Genomic DNA, 22,842 nt, shown 5'->3' with positions numbered 1-22,842 from the left:
CCTTCGGCAAACCGCAAAACAAAAGCCCCTCTTGCGAGGGGCTTGGGGTCGGGCGTCTCCGCTATCGGGCATGGCGGATACGGATTCACTCTATATCAATGATTCTCGGCCTACTCAACGACGCAACTTGGCAAAAGCGGCCGCCATGGCGGTATCGCCGGCCGGCTTTTGCGCTTGTGTTTGTCGGGCTCGGCCCTGCCCCCCCTCCGGGCGCGGACCTCGGCTGGCTGCGCCCGGCTGATCATCGAGACGCATGGTGAGGCCGATGCGCTTGCGCGGCACATCCACCTCCATCACTTTTACCTTGACCACGTCGCCAGCCTTGACCACTTTGCGCGGGTCGTCGATGAATTTGTTGGACAGCGCTGAGATGTGCACCAAGCCATCCTGATGCACGCCGATGTCCACAAAGGCGCCGAAGTTGGCCACATTGGTGACCACGCCTTCCAGCACCATGCCGGGTTGCAAATCCTTGATGTCCTCCACGCCGTCCTGGAAGGCGGCGGTCTTGAACTCCGGGCGCGGGTCTCGGCCCGGCTTGTCCAGCTCGCGCAGAATGTCCATCACCGTGGGCAAGCCGAAACGTTCGTCGGTGTAGTCCGTGGCGCGCAAGGACTTGAGGAAGGAGGAGTCGCCGATCAGCGATTTCACTTCGCGACCACTACGAGCCACGATACTCTCCACCACCGGATAAGCCTCCGGGTGAACCGCTGACGCATCCAGCGGATTATCCCCTCCGCTGACGCGCAGAAAACCCGCCGCCTGCTCGAAGGTTTTCTCGCCCAGGCGCGGCACTTTCAACAGTGCCTTACGGTTGCGAAAGGCACCATTCTGGTCGCGATAGCTGACGATATTGCCCGCCAGCGTGCTGTTGAGCCCGGAAATGCGAGCCAGCAGCGGCGCGGAAGCGGTATTGACGTCCACCCCCACCGCATTGACGCAATCCTCCACCACCGCATCCAGCGCGCGCGCCAGCTGGCTTTGGTTGACGTCGTGCTGGTACTGGCCGACACCAATGGATTTGGGATCGATCTTCACCAATTCGGCCAAGGGATCTTGCAGACGTCGAGCAATGGATACCGCGCCGCGCAGGCTGACATCCATCTCCGGGAATTCGCGCGCCGCCAGCTCGGAGGCGGAGTACACCGAGGCCCCGGCTTCAGAGACGACAATCTTGCTCATGCCCAGCTGCGGCCATTTCTTGATGAGCTCTTGCGCCAGCTTGTCGGTTTCCCGGCTGGCTGTGCCATTGCCGATGGCGATCAGCTCCACCTTGTGGCGCGCGCAAAGCGCGGCCAGCGTAGCCAGCGCGCCATCCCAGTCGCGGCGGGGTTCGTGCGGGTAGATGGCGGTGGTGTCCAGCACCTTACCGGTATTGTCCACCACCGCCACTTTGACGCCGGTGCGCAGACCCGGATCCAGCCCCATGGTGGCGCGCTGCCCAGCCGGCGCCGCCAGCAGCAGGTCGTGCAGATTGTCGGCAAATACCTTGATGGCCTCACCATCGGCAGCGTCTTTCAGACGGGAAACCAGCTCCAGCTCCAGCGACAGGAAGATTTTAGCGCGCCAGCACAGGCGCACACCGTCCAGCAACCACTTGTCGGCCGGACGGCCGGCATCGCGGATGTTGAAATGGCCGGCAATGATTTGCTCGTAGGCCGAGCGCTCGGTGATGGGCGTTTCGTCCGCCTGGTATTTGAGCGCCAGCGAGAGCACGCCTTCATTGCGGCCACGCAGCAAAGCCAGCGCACGATGCGAAGGCGTGCTGCGGATCGGTTCGCGATGATTGAAATAGTCGGAGAACTTAGCCCCTTCATTTTCCTTGCCAGGCACGACAAGACCAACCAGTTCGCCCTCGGCCCACAGTTTTTCACGCAGGCGGCCAATCAGGCCGGCGTCTTCGGCAAACCTTTCGATGAGAATGGCGCGCGCGCCATCCAGCACCGCCTTGGCGTCGGCAAAACCGGCTTCCGCATTAAGGAAGCGCTCGGCTTGCTGCGCCGGATCATGCAAAGGCTCGGTCAGCAGCAACTCCGCCAGCGGCTCCAGACCCGCCTCGCGGGCGATCTGCGCTTTGGTGCGACGCTTGGGCTTATAGGGAAGGTAAAGGTCTTCGAGGGTGGTTTTGTTGTCGGCGGCGTACAGACTGCTTTCCAGCTCCGGCGTGAGCTTGCCCTGTTCGCGGATGCTGCCGAGTATGGTGTCGCGACGCTCATCCAGCTCGCGCAGATAAACCAGACGCTCCGCCAAGGTGCGCAACTGGGTGTCGTCCAGTCCGCCGGTGACTTCCTTGCGGTAGCGGGCGATGAAGGGAACAGTCGCGCCGCCATCGATCAGTTCGATGGTGGCGGCGACCTGGGATTCACGGACAGCGAGTTCTGCCGCCAGGCGGCTGGAAACACTCTTCAACATCGGCTGCTTGCTTTCGTGTTGCGCAAAAAAGCCGATACTGTACCGCCATCCGGCACAAAATCAAGCAGCCACCGGGCGCACCAGCCAAGCCTGAGCCGCTTCCACGCTTTCAAAGTATTCGAGACGGTTGTGGGTGAGCAGGCCGGCGATATGAGCCGCCAGCTTGATCCAGACATCATCCACCACGATGGCGATGCGACCAAAATCCTGATCGTGCGCGCGCACGAACTTCACCTCTTCCAGCGCCATGTCCAGGGTGAAGTCGCGCAATTCGGACAGATCAAGCAGCACATCAGGCTTGCCGCGTTCGCCGACGCGCTTGAGCAGGGCATCTTCGAACAGCTTGAAATCCGCCAGCGAAAACTCATTGAACAGCGCCACATCAAGGCCATAGTCCTGTTCACGGATCGAGATCATGCTGTTTCTCCTAATTTATGGGTTGGTGAGAGTGTCACAATGGCCGGCCCTGCCGGCTCATGATGTCATTCTAGCGCCGACTGGCGAGGATACCGCTAACTACGATCAAACCCATGGCAAACAGCGCCGGCATTGTCAGCTGGTCGCCCCAGAACACAATGCCGAACAGGCTGGAAAACACCACGGTGAGGTAGGAAAGATTGGCGGCGAGGAATTTGCGTCCCACCTTGTAGGCCCGCGTCATCGCCAACTGCGCCAACGTGGCGGTAAGACCCAGCCCCAGCAGCGCCGGCACATCGCCCAAGGCAACCGGATGCCAGCCCTGCAAGGTCACCAGCACGGCACCGCCCACGGTGCTGATGAAAGCAAAATAGAACACGACCCGCCATTCAGGTTCGCCCACCCGGCCCAATTCGCGCACATGCAGGTAAGACCAACCGGCCAGCAGGCCGGACCCCAGGCCCATCAACCCCGCCTGCCAGGCATCGCTGGCCAGGGTTGGCCGAAGCAGCAGCACCACGCCGGCAAACCCGAGCGCCAGCGCCAACAAGGCGCGCGAGGAGAGTTTTTCTCGCAGCAGCACCACGGACAGCAAAGCAAGAAACATCGGCGAGGTGTAGTTGAGCGTTACTGCCGTAGACAGCGGCAGGCGGGAGATTGCATAGAAATAAAGCAACAGGGAGGCGTAGCCGATCAGCCCGCGCTGCAGATGATAGCGAAAATGCGGCGTCACGAAGCGCTCGCCCCGCCACCATGCCGCGGCGCCCACGCCGACCACGCCCAGTACCGTGCGCCAGAACACCAGTTCGGTAGAGCTGAAATGGCGCGCGCCCATTTTGACAAACACGCCCATCAAACCGAAAAACAGCGCAGCCACCACCATCCAGCCCGCACCCAGCGACACGCCACGCCCTGCCCTTACCGCTTTGTCCACTACCCAATCAGTCCTTCTTGATGGCCGCCAGCAAGCCGGAGCCGACAATCAACAATATGGCGAGCGCGGCTTCCAGCGTCAGCGCGTCGCCCCACACCAGCATGCCCAGCAGCGCGGAAAACACCACCGTGAGATAGGCAAAGCTAGCCACCAGATATTTCCGTCCTTCGGCGTAAGCCCGGGTCATGCACAACTGGCCCAACATGCCGAACACACCAACACCCAAGAGATAGCCCACATTGCTCCAGGTGATGGGCGTAAAGCCAGGACCGATCAACAGCCATACCAGGCCAAACACACTGGCAATGGCAAAGAACCAGAACACCACCCGCCAAGAAGGCTCGCCCATCTGGCCCAGCTCCCGCACCTGGAATACGGCAAAGCCGGCGCTGACACCGGACAGCAGCCCGATCAGCCCGGCAAACCACAGGCTGGAACTGAAGGTTGGCCGAAGCAGCAACACGATGCCAACAAAGCCCAGCAGCAGCGCCAGCGCCGACGCACGCGACATCCGCTCGCGAAAATGCACCATGCAGATCAGGGAGAAAAATAATGAGGAGGTGTAATTGAGCGTCACCCCGGTGGAAAGCGGCAAACGTGTCAGGGCGTAGAACAGCGCCGACATGGACAGATAGCCGATGAAGCTGCGCTTGAGATGCCCGCCACAATGCGGCGTGGCCAAAGACAAGCCTTGTGCCCGTACGCCGATGCCCAACACGACGGCGCCGATGAAAGTGCGCCAGAACAGCAGTTCCACCGAACCAAAGCGACTACCGCCCAGTTTGACGAACAAGCTCATCAGCGCAAAGAACAAGGCCGCCACCACCATCCAGCCAGCGCCCAAGCGACCGGTTTTCAGTCGTGCAAGGATGAGGCTGAACGAGAGTCGGCTTCCGGCGGCGCGGCCGGAAGCAATGCTCATTTGTGAACCTCGTTCACGGACAGACAGATGCTTTCCATCTGCCGGCGATAGGTTTTGAATTCGGACGCGTTGGCAGCGCAGCGCGCTTCGATGATGCGCTTGCCGGGCATGGGCTGGAACACATGGAGATTATGCCGCACGATCCACAAGCCGCCGGAGACGAAGCTACCTTCACGATACTCGGTCACGACGCGGCCGGTTTTGGGGTTGGCGCGCACAAAGGCGGCCGCCTCCCGGTCATCGTCCGCCTGACGGAACCGACGTGCCAGCCTGTCCGGCGCATCCCCGCGCTTTTGCGGCCTGTCCACCACAGTGACTTCAATCGCCGCACGCTCTCGCTGGTCGGGCTTGGGCGGGATGACGCGCAGCACACGCAGGCCGTCCAGCCTGGCCGGACGCACTTTCCAGCCGGCAGGCAAGGTAAAAGACAGCCGGGTGACCGGGTCGACATAGCTGCTGGCCCAGCTCAGCAAAGGCAATGACAACAGCAAGAAAAGGAGCGGCAGTTTGGACGGTGACATGGTCTGCAGGCAAGAAAAAAGGCGCAGTACCAGACTGCGCCCTTCGCATTTTGCACCGATTCGCCGAGCTTAGCCAGCCAAGGCGTCGCCCAGTTTGCGGCGATAGAACTCGTGAAAATGCTGCATGCCCTCTTCGGTGGGGTACTGATACGGACCCACCTCGCTTTCGCCGCGCTCATACAAGGCGCGACGTCCCAAGTGCATGCGATAGCAGATTTCGTCGTCCTCTTTCGCGGTTTCGAAATACGCGGCCTGCTCTGCCTCGACAAACTCCGGCTCAAAGTAGACCACGTCTTCCGGATAGTAGAACTCAGTGATGACCGTGCACTTTTCCGGACCGCGCGGAATCGCCACGCTGACCACCAGCACGTGCGGATACCACTCCACCATGATGTTGGGGTAGTAGGTCAGCCAGATGGCGCCGAATTCGGGCTGCTGCTCTTCAAAGCGGCGACGCACCTGTTCGTGCCACTTGCCGTACACCTTGCTGCCGGAACGGGCCAGCTGGTTTTTCACGCCAACGGTCTGCACATGGTACTGCTCGCCCCACTCCCATTTCAGGTCGCCGCAATTGACGAAATTGCCAAGACCGGGATGGAAGGGGTCGACGTGGTAGTCCTCCGAATACACCTCAATGAAGGTTTTCCAGTTGAAGTCGTACTCGGTGGTGTGCGTGGAGTGGAAAGCAAAACCGTCGAAGCTCATGTGTCTGGCCACGCCCAAACGGGAGAGGTCCGCGGCGATGTCGCGATGGGCATCGAACAGCAGGCCGTTCCAGTTGGTGAGCGCAGTCTGGTTGAGTTTAAGACAGGGCGTTTCCGGGAAATGCGGCGCGCCGATGAGTTGACCGCCGGCGTCGTAAGTCCAGCCGTGCAGGTTGCACACCATGTGATTGCCATTGCCGCGACCCTGATACAACAGGGCCTGACGGTGACGGCACACATTGGAGATCAGCTTGATCTCGCCGGCGACGTTCTTGAGCATCTTGCCGTGCCCCATCCACGCCAGCGTGTGATAGTCGCCCTCATTGGGCACCATCAAGGCGTGGCCGTAGTACTGCGGGGCATCGGCAAACAGCAGCTTTTGTTCCAGCTCGTAATGGGCGGGATCAAAGTAGGTATAGACAGGGAGCTGGGCAGCAGACGCTTGCAGCATCTGCGAAGAAGCCAGATCAGACATTATTCCCACACCTCCGTGGTAGAAGATATAAGACCAGCCGAATCTCGCTAAACGAGTTTACGGAATCATCAAAAAACATCGAATGAAAACAAGGCCGAAGCCAAGTCATGCGAGGGCGGGATTATGCCCCGCCCCTCCCCCCCGGGCAAGTGATATTTGTCAAAAAACATGACGAAATCACCCCCAAAACGCATTTTTTTTGACCCACCCCCCTTGCATGCGCAACTACACACCCGCATCACCCTTAGTAATCATAAACTTAGCCCGACTTTCGCAGTGCAACATCAGCGTATGTTAATCCATATGCTATAATCCCGAGCTGTCAGACTGCGCCACCGCCTCGTGTTGCCCCGGGGAGACATGACACCCTCACCCAGCGACGCCCCAGCCCCGCTGCCCGCCCACGCGGCGACAGGGCTGAAGCGTTTGCAACACAAGAGCTTCCGGCATGAACAAGCTAGTGCAATCCCGCATTGAACTAGCCATCCCGGCAGGGGATAATCCGCAGCGGCGCCAATGCGCAACAAAGGAAGCAAGAGGAGCCATCCCAAGGCTTGCCAACGGAGGCGACACCCCACAAACCAACACAAAGTCGCCCCAAAGCACGGTTATTTACGAAACCGCCCCCTTTTACGTAATTTGCTCACTACATCGCCTATGAAATCTCGCATTCTCGTCATCAACTGCGGCAGCTCCTCCCTCAAGTTCGCCCTTATCGACACCGCCAGCGGCGACGCGGTCCTGACCGGCCTCGCTGAAAAACTGGGCTTGGCCGAAGGCGTCATCAGCTTCAAGCACGAGAGCGGCAAGGACAGCCAGCCCCTGACCGAAGCCAGCCACGACGCGGCCATGCACGCCATCATTTCGCGCCTGCGATCGCTGGACCTGCTGGACAGCGTCAAGGCCGTCGGCCACCGCGTGGTGCACGGCGGCGAGCATTTCAAGGCCTCCGCGCTGATTGACGATACCGTCGTCGCCGAAATCGAAAAGTGCGCCAAGCTGGCCCCGCTGCACAACCCGGCGCACCTGCTTGGCATCCGCACTGCCGTCCAGCAGTTTCCCGGCCTGCCGCAAGTAGCGGTGTTCGACACCGCCTTCCATCAATCCATGCCGGAGCAGGCCTATCTCTACGCCGTGCCGATGTCGCTGTATCGCGACCATGGCGTGCGCCGCTACGGCTTCCACGGCACCAGCTACCGATATGTCAGCGCGGAAGCCGCCCGCATGCTGGGCAAGCCGCTGGCGGAAACCGCCGTAGTGTGCGCCCACTTGGGCAACGGCGCTTCCGCCGCCGCCATTCTGGGCGGCAAGAGCGTGGACACCACCATGGGCCTTACTCCGCTGGAAGGCCTGGTAATGGGCACCCGCTCCGGCGATATCGACCCCGGCGTGTTCGGCTACCTGGCGTCCGAACTGAAGCTGGACGTGAACGGCGTGACCGACCTCCTGAACAAGCAGTCCGGCCTACTGGGCCTGTCTGAAATCTCCAGCGACTGCCGCGAGCTGGAAGACGCCGCCCTGGCCGGCGACGCCGCCGCCATCCTGGCGCTGGAAGTCTTCAGCTACCGACTGGCCAAGCATATTGCCGCGCTGACCGTGGCGCTGGGCCGTCTCGACGCCCTGCTCTTCACCGGCGGCATCGGCGAGAACTCGTCCTACCTGCGCGCCCGCGTGATGAAGCAACTGGGCTTCCTGGGCCTGAAGCTGGACGAAGCGGCCAACAACGCATTCATCCGCGGCAAGGCCGGCCGCATCAGCGCGACGGACTCGGTACCGGCGCTGGTGATCAACACCAATGAAGAGCTGATGATCGCCCAGGACACGGCCACGCTGGCCGGTCTGGACGCCTGAGCCAAGAGGAACCGTCATGCAAACGCTTTTTCTGGCGCCGACAGGTTTTGATGCCGGCCTGACATCCATCACACTGGGGCTGATCCGGGCGCTGCAGCAATCCGGACTGCGCGTGGGCTTCGTCAAACCCATCGCCCAGGGCGCCGACACCAGCGAGCCGGAACGTTCCACCCACTTTGCCCGCGCCATCTGCCACGCCAATCCGCCGGAACCGCTGCCGATGGAACGCGTGGAGCATCTGCTGTCGCAAGGCGAGATCGATCAACTGATGGAAGAGATCGTCTCCCTCTATCAGCAGGCCTCGCACAATGTGGACCTGATGATTGTGGAAGGCCTGGTGCCCGATCAGAAACAGGTGTTTTCCACCTATCTGAACACCAAGATCGCCCGCAACCTGCAAGCGCAAACCATTCTGGTAACCGCCGCCAACAAGCTGGCCAGCCATGAAATCGCCGAGCAGCTGGAAATGAGCATCCAGGCTTTCGGCGGCCAGCCTGATCAGATCGCCGGCTACATTCTCAACCGCGTCGGCAAGGATCAAGACGCCGAGCAACTGGCGCTGGAGATTCTGGAATCAGGCAGCTTGCTGCAAAAGCACCGCCTGAGCATGCTGGGCGCCATTCCCAACGAGCCGGAGCTGTTGGCCCCGCGCACGCTGGACGTGGCCCACTACCTGCAAGCCCGCGTGCTGCACGCCGGCCAGATCAGCCGCCGCCGCGTCCGCAGCATGGCCGTGACCGCCCGCACCGTGCCCAATGTCGTGCATCTGCTGAAGCCGGGCGCGCTCATCATCACGCCGGGCGATCGCGAAGACATCGTGCTGGCCACCTCCATGGCCGCCATGAACGGCGTGCCCTTGGCGGGCCTGCTGCTAACCTGCGACTCCCTGCCCGACCCGCGCATCCAGCAGTTGTGCCACCAGGCCTTCACCAGCGGCCTGCCGGTAATGGCCTCCACGCACAACACCTTCGAAACCACCAGCGTGCTCACCAATATGAGCCGGCAGGTGCCAGCGGACGATCTGGAGCGCATGGAACGCGTCATCGACTTCGTGGCGGAGAACCTCAACACCGAGAAGCTGAAGCGCGATGTCGGCAGCCCGCGCGAACAACGCATGCCGCCGCCGGCCTTCCGATATCAGCTGATCGAAAAGGCGCGCAAGGCCGGCAAGCGCATCGTCTTGCCCGAAGGCAACGAACCGCGCACGGTCAAGGCTGCCGCCATCTGTCACGAGAAGCGCATTGCGCACTGCGTGCTGATCGGCAATCGCGAGGAAATCCTGCAAGTGGCCGAAGCGCAGGGCGTCGCGCTGCCGGATTCGGTGGAGATTCTCGACCCTAATGAAGTACGCGGCCGCTACATCGAGCCGATGGTGGAGCTGCGCAAAGGCAAGGGCCTGAATGCGCCGATGGCCGAGCAGCAACTGGAAGACAACGTGGTGCTGGGCACCATGATGCTGGCGCTGGGCGAGGTGGACGGCCTGGTGTCCGGCGCGGTGCATACCACGGCCAACACCATCCGCCCCGCGCTGCAGCTGATCAAGACCTCGCCGGGCTCGCGCCTGGTCTCCAGCATTTTCTTCATGCTGATGCCGGAGCAAGTGCTGGTTTACGGCGACTGCGCAGTGAATCCCGACCCGTCGGCCGAAGACCTCGCCGACATCGCCATCCAGTCGGCCGACTCCGCCGCCGCATTCGGCATCCCGCCGCGCGTGGCGATGATCTCCTATTCCACCGGCAGCTCCGGCTCCGGCAGCGACGTGGAAAAAGTGCGCGAAGCCACCCGCATCGCGCGCGAAAAACGTCCGCAACTGGTCATCGACGGCCCGATGCAATACGACGCCGCCAGCGTGGAATCGGTTGGCCGCCAGAAAGCCCCGGACAGCCCGGTGGCCGGCCGCGCCAATGTATTCGTCTTCCCCGACCTCAACACGGGCAACACCACCTACAAGGCGGTCCAGCGCTCGGCTGGCGTAGTCAGTGTGGGGCCGATGCTGCAAGGCCTGCGCAAGCCGGTCAACGATCTGTCGCGCGGCGCGCTGGTGGACGACATCGTTTACACCATTGCACTGACCGCCATTCAATCCGTGCAATAACGCCGTACAGCTTGCCACACGCTTCAAAGCCCGCTCCGGCGGGCTTTTTCTTTTGCTAACGCGTTTCAGCCGACACCACCCCGCATTCCGTACAAGCTCATACCGCTGGCAGCTGCAGTTTTCGTTGCTCAATTCAAACGGATGTTTTACATTTCTTCACTGCGACTCAATACTTACAAAACAGCAACATAGCTGTCAGAACAATTAATAAATATTGCAACGAGGAGGAAGCTGCGATGGCTGCCAATACCATTACTGACTGGTTCATCCCTGAGCATGTCCGACAATCACCGGAATCCGCCATTCGCGCGCGCACCGTTGTCGGCGTCGGCCTCTTGGCTGGATGTATCGCCCCCCTGTTTTCCATCGAGTACTTCATGCTGGGCCATCCAGCCATGGGCATCGGCATCGCGCTGGGCGGCCTGTGTCTGCTGCTGGGTACTTTCCTGCTCAAACTCACCGGCGCCGTGCCTTTCGCCGGCCAATTCATCATCGCCAGCATGTTCGCCATGGTGAGCTGGATGGTGTATGTCAACGGCGGCATCATGTCCACCAGCGTGGTGTGGTTCGCCTCCATCCCGTTTACCGCCATTTTTGTGTCATCGCGCCGCTCCGGCTGGATCTGGATGGCAATGACCGTGCTGGCGATCGGCCTGTTCTGGTTTCTCTCCTCGCAGCGCGGCGCCCTGCCGGTCGTGCCGATCAAACACGAAGAAATCCCCACCCTGCAGGCCAAATCGCTGATCGGCCTCACCATTGTGGTGCTGTCGCTGGCGCTGGCCTTCGACAAGGCCAAGGTGAAAAGCTTCGAGCGGCTGGAAAAAGCCCGCGCCGAGGCGGAACAGACCTCGCGCGCCATGCAGGCGCTGATGGAGCAAGTCACCCGTTCCATTCAGGCCGCCAGCAGCGCCAGCCGGGACATTACCGACAGCACCGGGTTAATGGCCAACACAATGGCCGACCAGCGCAGCCGCGCTGAAGATATGGTGGCCGTAGCCCAACAAATGGCCGTGGTTACCAGCCAGAACGCAGAACAATCCGCCACCGCCACCCACCTGGCGCAAACCGCCGGCACTGCGGCGGCAACCGGCGGCGAAGTCATGGATCAGGCCATGCGACAACTGGGCCGCGCCGGCGAGGTGATTTCGCTGGCCGCCAGCAAACTGGAAGAGCTTGGCCAGCGCAGCACGGAAGTCAACGGCATCGTCCAGTTGATTCGCGACATCGCCGACCAGACCAACCTGCTGGCGCTGAACGCCGCCATCGAAGCCGCCCGCGCCGGCGAAATGGGGCGCGGCTTCGCCGTAGTAGCCGATGAGGTGCGCAAGTTGGCCGAACGCACGCAAAACGCGACGCTGGACATCGAAAGCAAGATCAAGCTGATCGTGGACGGCACCAATCAGGCCATCGTCGCCATGCGCGATGGCAACAGCCAGATGAAATCCGGCCGCGACAATGCCCATGAGGCGCAGGAAAAACTGCAGGGCATCATTGCGGAAACCCGCCAACTGGCCGGCCTGCTGGACCAGGTGTCGCAGGCGGAGCAATCGCAGAACCAGGGTTTTGCCCAGTTTGCCAGCGATATCACCGCCGTCGGCGAATCCACCCGCGCCCTGTCCACGGAAACCAGCTCCATCGCCGACGCCATCCGCCGGCTGGATCAGCTGCTGGACGAACTGGGCCGCTCTTCGGCGCAAAGCGAGCGACACGCGACCCTCGTCTGAAACCGGGCGCACGTCGCTTCACCAGCACGCAGGACAAGGCCGCCGCAAGGCGGCCTTGTCACAACTTGCCGATCAAGTCATTGGACAAGATGGCGCGCCCCCCGGAAAAGCCCTGCCTTTCACCTTGGCGGAAGTCGCCAACAGCAGCCCACCGAGGCCCTGAGCCACGGCGCGCCGACGCAGGCAGTGCATAGTGCAACAGGGAGTCGCAACGCAGGATCAGGTATTTTGTTAGCTGGCCTGGCTGAGGCCGCAGGCATTCCACTGATTCCCGCCCCCGCCCTGCAAGGGCTCCTCGCTTTTCGATCAGAAAACAAGAGGGGGTTAGTCGCGTGCTCAGCCGCGACCGGGGCTCTGGTATAATGCGCGCTTTGTGTCTTCCAGCGCTCTTTGCCCCATGACGTCCGTCCCCTCTCTTGCCGAGCTGAAATCCCGCCTGTCCCACTGCCTGCTGCGCGACCGTCACGGCCTGCGCCGCAAACTGGCCGATGCTGCCGATCGGCAAAAGCGCCAACAGCCCGTTGACCGTCTGCTGGCCGACATCACCGCCCAGATCGACAAATCCGCCTCCCGCGCCGAGGCCCGCCGCCGCCATCTGCCCAAGCCCCGCTTCGACGATGCGCTGCCGGTGAATCAGAAGCTGGACGACATCAAGAGTGCCATTGCGGCTCATCAGGTGGTGATCATCTGCGGCGAAACAGGCTCGGGCAAAACCACGCAGTTGCCCAAAATCTGCCTGGAACTGGGACGCGGCATCTATGGCCTGATCGGCCATACCCAACCTCGCCGGCTGGCGGCGCGCTCGGTAGCCACCCGCATTGCGCAAGAGCTGGACACCACGCTGGGCGAGCATGTCGGTTTCAAGGTGCGCTTCACCGACAAACTGTCGGAGAAGTCGGTCATCAAACTGATGACCGACGGCATCATGTTGGCCGAAACCCAGACCGACCGTTATCTGGAAGCCTACGACACCATCATCATCGACGAGGCGCACGAACGCAGCCTCAACATCGACTTTCTGCTCGGCTACCTCAAACAGCTACTGCCGCGCCGTCCCGACCTGAAAATCATCATCACCTCCGCCACCATCGACGCCGACCGTTTCTCCCGGCACTTTGACGGCGCGCCGGTGATTGAGGTGTCCGGCCGCACCTATCCGGTGGAGGTGCGCTATCGCCCGCTGAAGCAGCGCGATGAAGACGAGCGCGAAATGGAAATGGAAGACGCCATTGTCGACGCGGTGGATGAGTTATCGCGCCAGGGCGCGGGCGACATGCTGGTCTTCCTGCCCGGCGAGCGGGAAATCCGCGACACTGCGGAAAAACTGCGCAAATCCGGCATTCGCGGCTACGAAATCCTGCCGCTGTTTGCCCGCCTTTCCAATGAAGACCAGCAGAAAATCTTCAAACCCTCCGGCGGTCGTCGCATCGTACTGGCCACCAACGTGGCGGAAACCTCGCTGACCGTACCGGGCATCAAATTCGTCATCGACACCGGCCTTGCCCGCATTAACCGCTACAGCCCGCGCGCCAAGGTGGAGCAGCTGCAGGTGGAAAAGATTTCGCAGGCCGCGGCCCGCCAACGCGCCGGCCGATGCGGCCGCGTCGAAGCCGGTATCTGCGTGCGCCTGTACGGCGAGGATGATTTCAATGCCCGCCCCGCCTTTACCGACCCGGAAATCGTCCGCAGCAATCTGGCCGCCGTGATTCTGCGCATGGCCGCATTGCGATTAGGCAAAGTGGACGCCTTCCCCTTCCTCGAAGCGCCATCCAGCCGCCTGATCGCCGACGGCTATCAGGTGCTGACCGAACTGGGCGCCGTCAGCGAGGCCGGCGAACTCACGCCGGTAGGCAAGGAATTGGCGCGCATCCCGGTAGACCCGAAAGTGGGCCGCCTGCTGCTGGCCGGCAAGGAATACGGCTGCGCGCGCGAGATGCTGATCATCGCCGCCGCCCTGTCCATTCAAGACCCGCGCGAGCGCCCCTTCGACGCCCGCGAAGCCGCCGAACGCGCGCAAGCACGCTTCAACGATGAAAAATCGGACTTCCTCTCCTACCTGCACTTGTGGGATTTCTTCAGCGACGCGCTCAAGCATCGCAAATCCAGCCGGCAGCTGGTCAATACCTGCCACGAACACTTCCTGTCCTACTTGCGCCTGCGCGAATGGCGCGAACTGCATGGCCAGCTGGCGGAAATCGCCAGCGACATGGGGCTGATCAGTCGCGACGAAGCGCATGCCGACGCGGAACAGCCCGACGCGCAGATGACGCAGAAAAAACGCCAGCAACTGGACGCCGCCATCTACGAAAACCTGCACAAGGCCCTGCTTACCGGCCTGGTGGGCAATATCGGTATGAAACACCCGGAAAACGACGAGTACCAAGGCGCGCGCGGCGTTGGCTTTCATGTTTTCCCCGGTTCCGGCCTGAAAAAATCCCGCCCGAAATGGCTGGTAGCCGCCGAACTGGTGGAAACCACCCGCCTCTACGCCCGTTGCGTGGCCCGCATTGAGCCGGAGTGGGTGGAAAAACTGGCCCCGCATCTGGTGAAGTACCATTACTTCGACCCGCACTGGGAAAAGAGCCGCGGCGAAGTGGTGGCCAGCGAACGCGTCACCCTCTACAGTCTGACGCTGGTGGCGCGACGCCCGGTCAGCTATGGCCGCATCGCGCCGGTAGAAGCGCGCGAGCTGTTCATTCGCGGCGCGCTGGTGGCCATGGACTACGTCAGCAATGCGCCCTTCTTCCAGCGCAACCAGCAGCTGATCCGCGAAGTGGAACAGCTGGAACACAAAGCCCGCCGCCAAGACGTGCTGGTGGACGAAGAAGCGCTGTACGCCTTCTACAACGAACGCATTCCGGCCGATGTGGTGGATGCCGCCAGTTTCGAGGCCTGGCGCAAGGAAGCGGAAAAATCCGAGCCCAAGCGCCTGTTCCTCACCCGCGAAGAGCTGATGCGCCACGCCGCCCAGCATGTCACGGAAAACCAGTTCCCCGAATGGCTGGAACACGAAGACGGCAAGTTGCGCCTGCGCTACCGCTTCGAGCCCAATCACCCGCTGGACGGCGTCACCATCGACGTCCCGCTGGCCATCCTCAACCGTTTACAGCCCGCGCCCTTCGAATGGCTGGTGCCGGGCATGATTCGGGAAAAGCTGCAGCAGTTGATCAAAGGTTTGCCGAAACAGATCCGCCGCACTTGCGTGCCGGTGCCGGATTTCATCACGCGCTTCCTCAGCACCAACCCGGACACCCAGCAGGCTATCGCCTCGCAACTGGCTCGCTTCATCCTGCGTGAAACCGGCGGCCTGAAGGTGGAGCTGGAATCCTTCCAGCAGCAGGAGTTGCCGGCGCACATGCTGTTCAACTTCCGCGTGATTGACGACGGCAAGCAGGAAATCGGCTTGGGCCGCGACCTCTTGGCGCTGCAAAAACAATTCGGTCAGGCCGCACAGCTGACCTTCCGCGACACCTCGGCAGAGTTCGAGCGCGACGATGTCAGCAGCTGGGATTTCGGCGAGCTGCCGGAAAGCATCCAGTTCGCGCGCGGCCGCCAGCAACTTACCGGTTTCCCGGCGCTGTCCGTCGAGCAAGACAAGGTGGCCATCCGCCTGTTCGACACCCAGCCGCAAGCCGAGCGGCACCACCGCCAGGGCGTGATCCGTCTCTTGCAACTGCAGCTCAAAGAGCAGATGAAGCAGCTGTCCAAGGGCTTGCCGGGCATGACGCAGATTGGCCTGCAACTGCGCGCGGTGGGCAATGTCGACCAGTTGCTGGCCGACGCCATCGCCTGCATCTGCGACCGCGCCTTCATCGGTGAAGACGCTTTGCCGCGCAGCGAAAAAGCGTTCAACGATCAGAAATCCCGCGCCCGCACCCGCCTGCCGGCCGTCATTCAGGCCGTCACCCAGTACTTGAGCCAGATCGCCGCCGAGTACAACGCGCTGCAGCCCCGCCTGCAGAAGCACAAGCTGGGTTATGAGCTGCAGCAGCAATTGGGCAAGCTGGTTTACACCGGTTTCCTCAGCGACACGCCTTGGTCCCAGCTGCCGCATATCACCCGCTATATGAAGGCCATGACCCTGCGTATGGAAAAACAGGTGACCAATCCGCAGCGCGATGGCCAGCGCGCGGCGGAAATCCGCCAACTGTGGCAACAATGGGAAGACAGGTTGGCCGAAGAAGAGGACAAGGGCGGCGCTTCCGAACCCTTGCGCGCCTTCCGCTGGCACATTGAGGAGTTGCGCGTCAGCCTGTTCGCCCAAGAACTGAAAACGCCTTATCCTGTCTCCCTGAAGCGGCTGCAAAAGGTCTGGCAAGAGCTGCCGAAACAATGACGCCAGTCAAACAGCAACAATGCCGGATGCATTACCATCCGGCATTTTGTTCATTCCACGATGCCACCGGAGCGGGCCGGCGACATGAAAGACAACGCGCACAACGATAAGCTGAAATCCAGCGCCATCATCATCGGCCAGGAACTGGCGATGAACGTCTACGCCAAGAACGGCCTGCTACTCCTCAAGCGCGGCCATTACGTACTGACGCCGGACATGAAGGCAAAACTGGTCAACATGGGCTACACCGACCAGAAAATCGAAGCCAAACCGGTGGAAAAACCGGACCTCAACGATCACAAGACCCAATCACTGTTTGATGAGGTGATGTTCCTGCATCAGCGCGTGCGCAACCTGCTGCACAATGCCCTGCGCCTCCCCCAGCTGGAACAGCGCGTGCGCGCCATCGCCGCCGACATCATCACCCTTTCAGAGCGGAATCCCGACGGACTGATCGCCGCCCTGCTCTTGCTGCCTTTCCAGGAATATTCGCCGGCCCACGCCGCGCACACCGCCAGCTTGCTGGCCCTGCTCACCGGCCGCCTGCGGTTGCCGGCCGGCCACCGCGAAACACTGCTGTGCGCGGCGCTCACCATGAATATCTCCAAGCTGGAGCTGCACAACGCGCTTTTCGCCCAACAGGAACAGCCGCACAACGATCAGCGCGAACTGATCAACGCTCACCCCTTGCTCAGCTCCGCCATCCTGCGCGAAGCCGGCATCGAGGACGAGCTGTGGCACACGCTGGTGCAATCTCATCACGAGAACTGGCAAGGCACCGGCTATCCCTATGGCCTGCCGCGAGAACAGATACTGCCGCCGGCCCACCTGTTGCACCTGGCCGATATCGTCTGCGCCAAGCTCACGCCGCGCCGCTATCGTCCGGCGCAACTGCCCGCTGCCGCGCTGGGTAATGTCTTTACTCGCAAGGACGTGGATTTCGACGCCAACTTCACCGCCATGCTGATCCGCGAACTGGGCGTTTACCCGCCCGGCAGTTTCGTCAAACTGGCCAGCAATGAAATCGCCGTGGTGTTGCAGCGCAGGCCGCATCGCCCCAGCGAGCCGCTGGTGGCTGCCTTGCGCAAGGTCGATGGCCCCGCTTATGGGCAACCGCTGCTGCGGGAAACCTTTCACGCCGGCTATAAAATCACCGGACCCTGCACCGTTGCGCAGGCCGGGGTGCGCATCTCCTTCCTCGCCGGTTTGTGGAAAGCGTGACCCACGCCCGAAATTTCTGCGCGCCAGGGTGAAATTGCACACCCGCAGTCATGCCATCGCACTATAATCGGGGCTTACTTTCGCCAATCGGCCAGATACCGCCATGCCCAGCAGGCTCCCAGACCTCAAAAAACAATTACAAGACAAGGTTGTCCCGGAACAGATCAACGTCGGCAAAGAGCTGGCGCTGGATGTGTACGCCCGCAACGGCATCCTTCTGCTCAGCAAGGGCCATTACGTACTGACCGGCCTGCAACGTGAAAAACTGCTGGAGATGGGTTACACCGCCGACGGCCAGCGCATCGAGCCACCCGCGCTGGAGCAGGCCGAACGCCCGGAAAACCCGCACGAAAACGTACTGCACGAAATGGCTTTCCTCCAGCAGCGCACCCGCACCCTGCTGAAGTACTCGCTGCAACTACCCGACTTTTCCCAGCGCGTCGCGCGTCTGTCCAACGATGTCATCGACTTGGCGGAAAGCCATCCGGACGGCGTCATCGCCAGCCTGCTGCTAGTGCCGTTCAAGGAGTACGGCCCGGCACATGCCTTGCACACCGCCGCGCTGCTGGCGCTGCTGACCCGGCGCATGCCGCTGAGCGAAGAACAGCGCCACAGCGTGCTGGGCGCCGCGCTGACCATGAACATGTCGATTTCCGACCTGCAAAACCAGCTGCACCACCAACAAGAGGCCTTGAGCCCGGAGCAGGAACAGCAGATCGAATCCCACCCACTGGTTAGCTCCGCCATCCTGCGCGAAGCCGGCGTAGAGGACGAACTCTGGCACTGGCTGGTGCAAACCCACCATGAATCGTGGCTGGGCAACGGTTACCCCTATGGGCTGGCGCGGCAAGAAATCCAGTCGCTCAGCCACATCCTGCACATCGCGGATATCACCTGCGCCAAACTCACGCCGCGCAGCTACCGTCCTGGCCTGCTACCGGCTACGGCGCTTGGCCATCTGTTCAAGCGCAAGGACATCGAATTCGACCCCGCCATCACCACCTTGCTGATCAAGGAACTGGGCATTTATCCGCCCGGCAGCTTCGTCAAACTGGCCAGCAATGAAATCGGCGTTGTACTGGCGCGTCGCCCCAAGGCCAGCGAACCGCAAGTGGCCGCCCTGCGCAAGCTGGACGGCCCGGCCTATATCGACGCGCTGATTCGCGAAACCAGCAATCCCGCGCACAAGGTACTGGCGCCCTGCCCGGCCACCATGGCCGGCGTGCGCGCCTCGCACCTGGCTCGCTTGTGGCGCGGCCAGCATGGCCACGCCTGAGCCGCCCAACCCGGTTCTCCATGAAAAAAGCCGGCGCATGCCGGCTTTTTTACTGCGTGCTGCATAGTACGGCGACTCAATGCGCCTCGCCCACCGCGGGGCCTGCCAGCGCATCCTTCGGCAAACCCAAAGCAGCTACGCGCTGCTGCATGGCAACAAAGGACTGACTGCGCACGCGCGCTTCCCAATCCACCTGTTCGCCCTTGCCGGCCATGTTTTCCAGGCGTCGCGCCAGCTCCGGCTGGGCAGGCGCTTGCAGGCCGGCCAGCACCTCATCGGCGCGCTCCGGTTTGTTGCAGACCAGTACCATGTCGCAGCCGGCGGCCAGCGCCGCTTCTGCGCGTTGCACGAAACCACCCGCGCCGGCTGCTCCCTCCATCCCCAGATCATCAGAGAAGATCACGCCGTCAAAACCCAACTTGCCGCGCAGAATGTCCTGCAGCCATATCGGAGAGAAGCCTGCCGGGCGGCTGTCCACCGCCGGATACACCACATGCGCCGGCATCACCGAGGCCAGGCCTCTGGCCACCAGGCGAGCAAAAGGCAACAGGTCGTCGGCCTCCAGCTGGGCCAGGCTGCGACTGTCTTCCGGCATCACAAAATGGCTGTCGCCCGCCACGTGTCCATGGCCGGGAAAATGTTTGCCGCAGGTAGCCATGCCGCCTTCGGCCAACCCTTGCTGCAGGGCCTCGGCCAAAGCGCTGACCACCTCGGGCTGGCGATGGAAAGCGCGATTGCCGATCACCGCGCAGCGGCCCCAGTCCAGATCCAGCACGGGAGTAAAGGAGAGATCGACGCCACAGGCACGCAGCTCAGCCGCCAATACCTGGCCCACCTGGCGAGCCTCTTCGCAGGCGCGATCCGGCGCCTGATCCCACAGCGCGCCCAGTACGCTCATGGGCGGCAGGCGGGTAAAGCCCTCAAGAAAGCGCTGCACGCGACCGCCCTCATGATCGACGGCAATCAGCAAATGCGGCGAGCGCAAAGCGCGGATCTCGGCAGTCAACGCCTTGAGCTGCTCAATATTCTCGAAATTGCGGCGAAACAGAATCACGCCGCCCACCAGCGGGTGGCTCAACCGGCTTTTTTCTTCATCGGTAAGACTAAAACCGGCCACATCCACCATGACGGGGCCACGAGGAGCATGAAGAGTCTGCATGTGTTTTCCTTGCGCGAGCAAAGCCATAGCCCGCGATTTAAGCGTGTTCCAGCACTACAAACGCCATGGCGTGCCGGACTTCATCAGTAATGGAGACGTGCATGGCGCCAATCCCGCGCGCCGCGAGAAAAGCCCCCAGCTTGTCGGATACGACCAGGTGCGGCTTACCCAGTTCATTATGACTGACGCCAACTGCGGTCAACAGTACCGGATCCACCACCCCGGTGCCCACGGCCTTGGCAAAGGCCTCTTTCACGGCAAACCGCTTAGCCAGCATGCGCCCGGGCTCTTTGGCGGAGGCAAAATGCGGCAGCTCTTCCGGCGCGAGGATTCGCCGGGCGGCTTTGTCGCCCCAGCGCGCCAGCAGCTTTTCCATGCGGGAGATTTCCACCATGTCGGTGCCGATGCCGTAGATCATGCCGCGCAGTCTTTCCGGCGCTCGCGCCAACGGCACGCCAGCATCAGTGCAAGGCAGGGCAAGCCGATATAGAGCGCCTCGGTCCAGACTACGCGCCGACCCTTGGCCGTCATCCAGAATCGGGGAGCAATGGGAGAACCTTCGATCGGCCGCCAGTCCAACAGAAAACGCTGCGGACTGAAGGGCATGAACAACGCCGGTCCATGGGTCGCGTCGGTAAACATGTCGAGCAAGGCATGGCTGGCGATCACGCCAAACAGCAAGACAAAGCCCGCTCGCAGGGAAAAACCCAGGCGCGGCCAAAGGCCGCGCGACAGCCACAGCAACACCAAGGCGGCTGCCGCGGCAAAAAACAGGGAATGGGAAAAGCCGCGATGCCCCCAGGGGCTGGCATAGGGAATGCCCAGTTTGAAAGTGACCACATCCAGATCAGGCAGCATGGCGGCAGCCCCGCACAAGGTCAGCGCCCGCCATGCGCCAGCGCCGTCGGCGACGCCACTCAGTCGCAACCGAGCCAGCGTGGCGCCAAACACCGCATGCCCGACAATGGTGGGCATCAGTCGCGCCCCAGGCGGCGCCCTTCCACCATCAGCGCCTTCATTTCACGCACCGCCTCGGAGAAGCCGACAAACAAGGCGTGGCCGACAATGGCGTGGCCGATGTTCAGCTCGGCGATTTCCGGAATGGCGGCCACAGGCTTAACATTGTGATAATTCAGGCCGTGACCGGCATTCACCACCATGCCCAAGCCCGCGCCAAAGGCGGCAGCATCGCGGATGCGCGACAGCTCCTTGTCGCGCTCGGCGGCATGCACCGCATCGGCGTAGGCGCCTGTATGCAGCTCGATGACTCTTGCGCCAGCCTCATGCGCTTTGCGAATCTGTGCCGCATCCGGGTCGATGAAGATGGAGACACGAATGCCGGCTTCGTTCAGCGCCTGGGTGTAGCGGCGTACGTCGTCGAAATGAGTCAGCACGTCCAGACCGCCTTCAGTGGTGACTTCCTCGCGTTTTTCCGGCACCAGGCAGACATCCTCCGGCTTCACTGCCAACGCATTGGCCAGCATCTCCGGCGTCATCGCCATTTCCAGATTCATGCGTGTCTTGATGGTTTGACGCATGGCCACCACATCAGCGTCCTGGATATGGCGGCGGTCTTCGCGCAGATGCAGGGTAATGAGGTCGGCGCCGGCGGTTTCCGCCACGAGAGCGGCCTCAACCGGGCTGGGGTAGCGGGTGCCGCGCGCCTGACGCAGAGTGGCGACGTGATCGATATTCACACCAAGCAGAATCATGATTTGCTCCTGTAAGGCAGGCTCAGTCGGCAATGGCCTGAATGGCCTGCAAGAGTTCGCGCGAGGCCAGTGGGGTCTCGCCCAATAATCCGTTCAACAACATGCGCGTCAGCAAGCGCGCTTCACGACGAGTAGCAGGTTCGGCGTAATCGTCCGCTTCGATAGCCAGCAGACTGCGTCCGGCAAGGCGCAAGCCGTCACCGTCGAATCCTTGGTCGCGCTGGGGAAATTCGCCAGGACGGCACAGGTAGTCCTCTTCGGCCAACACCGCCTCGCCTTCAGCGTCCCGGCCAAAGGACGGCGCATAGCCCAGGGTTTGCATCAAACGCAACTCATAGCGCCGCAGCACGGCCGACAAGGGCTTGCCGGCGGCCAGCGCGCGCACCGCCTCATCATACACCGCGTAGGCGCGCGGTTCGGGATCGTCCCGCGCGGTAAGCTTCATCATGAGTTCGTTCAGATAGAAGCCGCACACCAGACGCAGACCGGACAGTTGCGGCACGCCGCCGTTCCATTCGGCGGTATGCAGGGTACGGACTTCGGTCTTGCCGAACCACGCTAGCGTCAGCGGCTGAAACGGCAGCAGAATGCCGCGCACATCGGCACGCGGGCGGCGCGCGCCGCGCGCCACCAAGGTGAGGCGGCCATGATTGGGCGTGAAGATTTCCAGCAGCAAGCTGGTTTCACGATACGGCTGGGCATGCAGAACGTAGCCGGCTTGCCGGTCCACCTTGCCCTGCTGGCTCATTCCGTCCCTTCGTTGGAAAAATCGTAGGCGCGCTCGACGCGAGCCACTTTGAGCGAGAAACGCTCATACCACACTTCGCGCCCCAGCTTTTGCGCCACCAGATGCTCGGCATTGGCGCGCCAGGCCGCAATGGCTTCCACACTTTCCCAATAGGAAACGGTAATGCCGAAACCCTGAGCATCCCGACTGCTTTCAGCGCCGAGAAAGCCGGGTTGCACTTCGGCCAACCTCACCATGCGGTCGGCCATTTCGGCGTAACCGTTATCGCCGTCACGGCGTAGCGAGGAGAAAATCACCGCCCAGTAAGGCGGGCGCGGCATGGCGTTGGGCATGGG

The 22,842-nt window shown here is 62.0% G+C and carries 18 protein-coding genes; 6 read left to right on the top strand and 12 right to left on the bottom strand.

All coding sequences use genetic code 11. The annotated features are described in order from the left end of the window. Positions 1–114 precede the first annotated feature (114 nt). The 6 genes from Q0P52_RS15540 to Q0P52_RS15515 form a co-directional block, all read right to left on the bottom strand. Positions 115–2,412: a Tex family protein gene (locus tag Q0P52_RS15540; protein WP_293764782.1), complete on the bottom strand. Its 2,298-nt coding sequence runs from the start codon at positions 2,410–2,412 to the stop codon at positions 115–117. A 60-nt stretch (positions 2,413–2,472) separates the two neighbouring features. After that, on the bottom strand, positions 2,473–2,829 hold the full coding sequence (locus tag Q0P52_RS15535; RefSeq protein WP_293764784.1) for an STAS/SEC14 domain-containing protein: 357 nt from the start codon (positions 2,827–2,829) through the stop codon (positions 2,473–2,475). 70 nt (positions 2,830–2,899) lie between these two features. After that, the gene (locus Q0P52_RS15530; protein WP_366062532.1) at positions 2,900–3,712 is read right to left on the bottom strand and encodes a DMT family transporter; all 813 of its coding nucleotides are present in this window, start codon (positions 3,710–3,712) and stop codon (positions 2,900–2,902) included. 58 nt (positions 3,713–3,770) lie between these two features. Further along, positions 3,771–4,685, bottom strand: coding sequence for a DMT family transporter (locus Q0P52_RS15525; RefSeq protein WP_293764786.1), 915 nt, complete (start codon positions 4,683–4,685; stop codon positions 3,771–3,773). Beyond that, positions 4,682–5,206 carry a hypothetical protein gene (locus Q0P52_RS15520; protein WP_293764788.1) on the bottom strand — a complete coding sequence of 175 codons (525 nt, stop codon included), beginning with the start codon at positions 5,204–5,206 and terminating at the stop codon, positions 4,682–4,684. Before Q0P52_RS15520 ends, Q0P52_RS15525 begins: the two co-directional genes overlap by 4 nt. Before the next feature lie 69 nt (positions 5,207–5,275). After that, a complete protein-coding gene (locus Q0P52_RS15515; RefSeq protein ID WP_293764790.1) occupies positions 5,276–6,385 on the bottom strand; it encodes an aromatic ring-hydroxylating dioxygenase subunit alpha in 1,110 nt (369 codons plus the stop codon). 657 nt (positions 6,386–7,042) lie between these two features. Between Q0P52_RS15515 and Q0P52_RS15510 the strand changes: the two genes are divergently transcribed. The 6 genes from Q0P52_RS15510 (at position 7,043) to Q0P52_RS15485 (ending at position 18,888) form a co-directional block, all read left to right on the top strand. Continuing rightward, the gene (locus Q0P52_RS15510; protein WP_293764791.1) at positions 7,043–8,236 is read left to right on the top strand and encodes an acetate kinase; all 1,194 of its coding nucleotides are present in this window, start codon (positions 7,043–7,045) and stop codon (positions 8,234–8,236) included. A gap of 16 nt (positions 8,237–8,252) precedes the next feature. Beyond that, the gene (gene pta, locus Q0P52_RS15505) at positions 8,253–10,331 is read left to right on the top strand and encodes a phosphate acetyltransferase (protein WP_293764792.1); all 2,079 of its coding nucleotides are present in this window, start codon (positions 8,253–8,255) and stop codon (positions 10,329–10,331) included. Between the two features lie 236 nt (positions 10,332–10,567). Further along, complete coding sequence (locus tag Q0P52_RS15500) at positions 10,568–12,055, top strand: methyl-accepting chemotaxis protein (protein ID WP_293764794.1); 1,488 nt, start codon at positions 10,568–10,570, stop codon at positions 12,053–12,055. 397 nt (positions 12,056–12,452) lie between these two features. Continuing rightward, positions 12,453–16,391 carry an ATP-dependent RNA helicase HrpA gene (hrpA, locus tag Q0P52_RS15495; RefSeq protein ID WP_293764795.1) on the top strand — a complete coding sequence of 1,313 codons (3,939 nt, stop codon included), beginning with the start codon at positions 12,453–12,455 and terminating at the stop codon, positions 16,389–16,391. An 84-nt stretch (positions 16,392–16,475) separates the two neighbouring features. Beyond that, positions 16,476–17,612, top strand: a complete 1,137-nt coding sequence (locus tag Q0P52_RS15490; RefSeq protein WP_293764796.1) for an HD domain-containing phosphohydrolase — start codon at positions 16,476–16,478, stop codon at positions 17,610–17,612. Positions 17,613–17,715: 103 nt separating this feature from the next. Continuing rightward, positions 17,716–18,888 (top strand): HD domain-containing phosphohydrolase, encoded by a 1,173-nt coding sequence (locus tag Q0P52_RS15485; protein WP_293764798.1) that lies wholly within the window; start codon positions 17,716–17,718, stop codon positions 18,886–18,888. 76 nt (positions 18,889–18,964) lie between these two features. Here the strand turns inward: Q0P52_RS15485 and nagZ are convergent, their stop codons facing one another. The 6 genes from nagZ to Q0P52_RS15455 are packed head-to-tail and all read right to left on the bottom strand — an operon-like array spanning position 18,965 to position 22,839. After that, positions 18,965–20,047, bottom strand: a complete 1,083-nt coding sequence (gene nagZ, locus Q0P52_RS15480; RefSeq protein ID WP_293764800.1) for a beta-N-acetylhexosaminidase — start codon at positions 20,045–20,047, stop codon at positions 18,965–18,967. A gap of 37 nt (positions 20,048–20,084) precedes the next feature. After that, on the bottom strand, positions 20,085–20,465 hold the full coding sequence (acpS, locus tag Q0P52_RS15475; protein ID WP_293764802.1) for a holo-ACP synthase: 381 nt from the start codon (positions 20,463–20,465) through the stop codon (positions 20,085–20,087). Then, positions 20,462–21,022 carry a metal-dependent hydrolase gene (locus tag Q0P52_RS15470; protein ID WP_293764803.1) on the bottom strand — a complete coding sequence of 187 codons (561 nt, stop codon included), beginning with the start codon at positions 21,020–21,022 and terminating at the stop codon, positions 20,462–20,464. The genes acpS and Q0P52_RS15470 overlap by 4 nt, the downstream gene beginning before the upstream one ends. After that, entirely contained in the window at positions 21,022–21,759 is a 738-nt protein-coding gene (gene pdxJ / locus Q0P52_RS15465; RefSeq protein WP_293764804.1) for a pyridoxine 5'-phosphate synthase, read from the bottom strand. Before pdxJ ends, Q0P52_RS15470 begins: the two co-directional genes overlap by 1 nt. Positions 21,760–21,781: 22 nt before the next feature. Next, the gene (gene recO, locus Q0P52_RS15460) at positions 21,782–22,507 is read right to left on the bottom strand and encodes a DNA repair protein RecO (RefSeq protein ID WP_293764805.1); all 726 of its coding nucleotides are present in this window, start codon (positions 22,505–22,507) and stop codon (positions 21,782–21,784) included. Further along, positions 22,504–22,839, bottom strand: a complete 336-nt coding sequence (locus Q0P52_RS15455) for an antibiotic biosynthesis monooxygenase (RefSeq protein ID WP_293764806.1) — start codon at positions 22,837–22,839, stop codon at positions 22,504–22,506. Before Q0P52_RS15455 ends, recO begins: the two co-directional genes overlap by 4 nt. Positions 22,840–22,842: the final 3 nt, after the last annotated feature.

The sequence above is a fragment of the uncultured Aquitalea sp. genome, from assembly GCF_945957525.1.
Lineage (GTDB): Bacteria > Pseudomonadota > Gammaproteobacteria > Burkholderiales > Chromobacteriaceae > Aquitalea.
This window is presented reverse-complemented; position numbering and strand designations above follow the sequence as displayed.

Excerpts from the sequence above, each read along its gene's own strand:
- acpS (WP_293764802.1), bottom strand. The coding sequence starts at position 20,465 with ATGATCTACGGCATCGGCACCGACATGGTGGAAATCTCCCGCATGGAA.
- Q0P52_RS15515 (WP_293764790.1), bottom strand. The coding sequence starts at position 6,385 with ATGTCTGATCTGGCTTCTTCGCAGATGCTGCAAGCGTCTGCTGCCCAG.
- Q0P52_RS15525 (WP_293764786.1), bottom strand. The coding sequence starts at position 4,685 with ATGAGCATTGCTTCCGGCCGCGCCGCCGGAAGCCGACTCTCGTTCAGC.
- Q0P52_RS15530 (WP_366062532.1), bottom strand. The coding sequence starts at position 3,712 with ATGGTGGTGGCTGCGCTGTTTTTCGGTTTGATGGGCGTGTTTGTCAAA.
- Q0P52_RS15510 (WP_293764791.1), top strand. The coding sequence starts at position 7,043 with ATGAAATCTCGCATTCTCGTCATCAACTGCGGCAGCTCCTCCCTCAAG.
- Q0P52_RS15540 (WP_293764782.1), bottom strand. The coding sequence starts at position 2,412 with ATGTTGAAGAGTGTTTCCAGCCGCCTGGCGGCAGAACTCGCTGTCCGT.
- Q0P52_RS15485 (WP_293764798.1), top strand. The coding sequence starts at position 17,716 with ATGCCCAGCAGGCTCCCAGACCTCAAAAAACAATTACAAGACAAGGTT.
- Q0P52_RS15535 (WP_293764784.1), bottom strand. The coding sequence starts at position 2,829 with ATGATCTCGATCCGTGAACAGGACTATGGCCTTGATGTGGCGCTGTTC.
- Q0P52_RS15500 (WP_293764794.1), top strand. The coding sequence starts at position 10,568 with ATGGCTGCCAATACCATTACTGACTGGTTCATCCCTGAGCATGTCCGA.
- Q0P52_RS15490 (WP_293764796.1), top strand. The coding sequence starts at position 16,476 with ATGAAAGACAACGCGCACAACGATAAGCTGAAATCCAGCGCCATCATC.
- nagZ (WP_293764800.1), bottom strand. The coding sequence starts at position 20,047 with ATGCAGACTCTTCATGCTCCTCGTGGCCCCGTCATGGTGGATGTGGCC.
- Q0P52_RS15520 (WP_293764788.1), bottom strand. The coding sequence starts at position 5,206 with ATGTCACCGTCCAAACTGCCGCTCCTTTTCTTGCTGTTGTCATTGCCT.
- Q0P52_RS15455 (WP_293764806.1), bottom strand. The coding sequence starts at position 22,839 with ATGCCCAACGCCATGCCGCGCCCGCCTTACTGGGCGGTGATTTTCTCC.
- pdxJ (WP_293764804.1), bottom strand. The coding sequence starts at position 21,759 with ATGATTCTGCTTGGTGTGAATATCGATCACGTCGCCACTCTGCGTCAG.
- hrpA (WP_293764795.1), top strand. The coding sequence starts at position 12,453 with ATGACGTCCGTCCCCTCTCTTGCCGAGCTGAAATCCCGCCTGTCCCAC.
- recO (WP_293764805.1), bottom strand. The coding sequence starts at position 22,507 with ATGAGCCAGCAGGGCAAGGTGGACCGGCAAGCCGGCTACGTTCTGCAT.
- Q0P52_RS15470 (WP_293764803.1), bottom strand. The coding sequence starts at position 21,022 with ATGCCCACCATTGTCGGGCATGCGGTGTTTGGCGCCACGCTGGCTCGG.
- pta (WP_293764792.1), top strand. The coding sequence starts at position 8,253 with ATGCAAACGCTTTTTCTGGCGCCGACAGGTTTTGATGCCGGCCTGACA.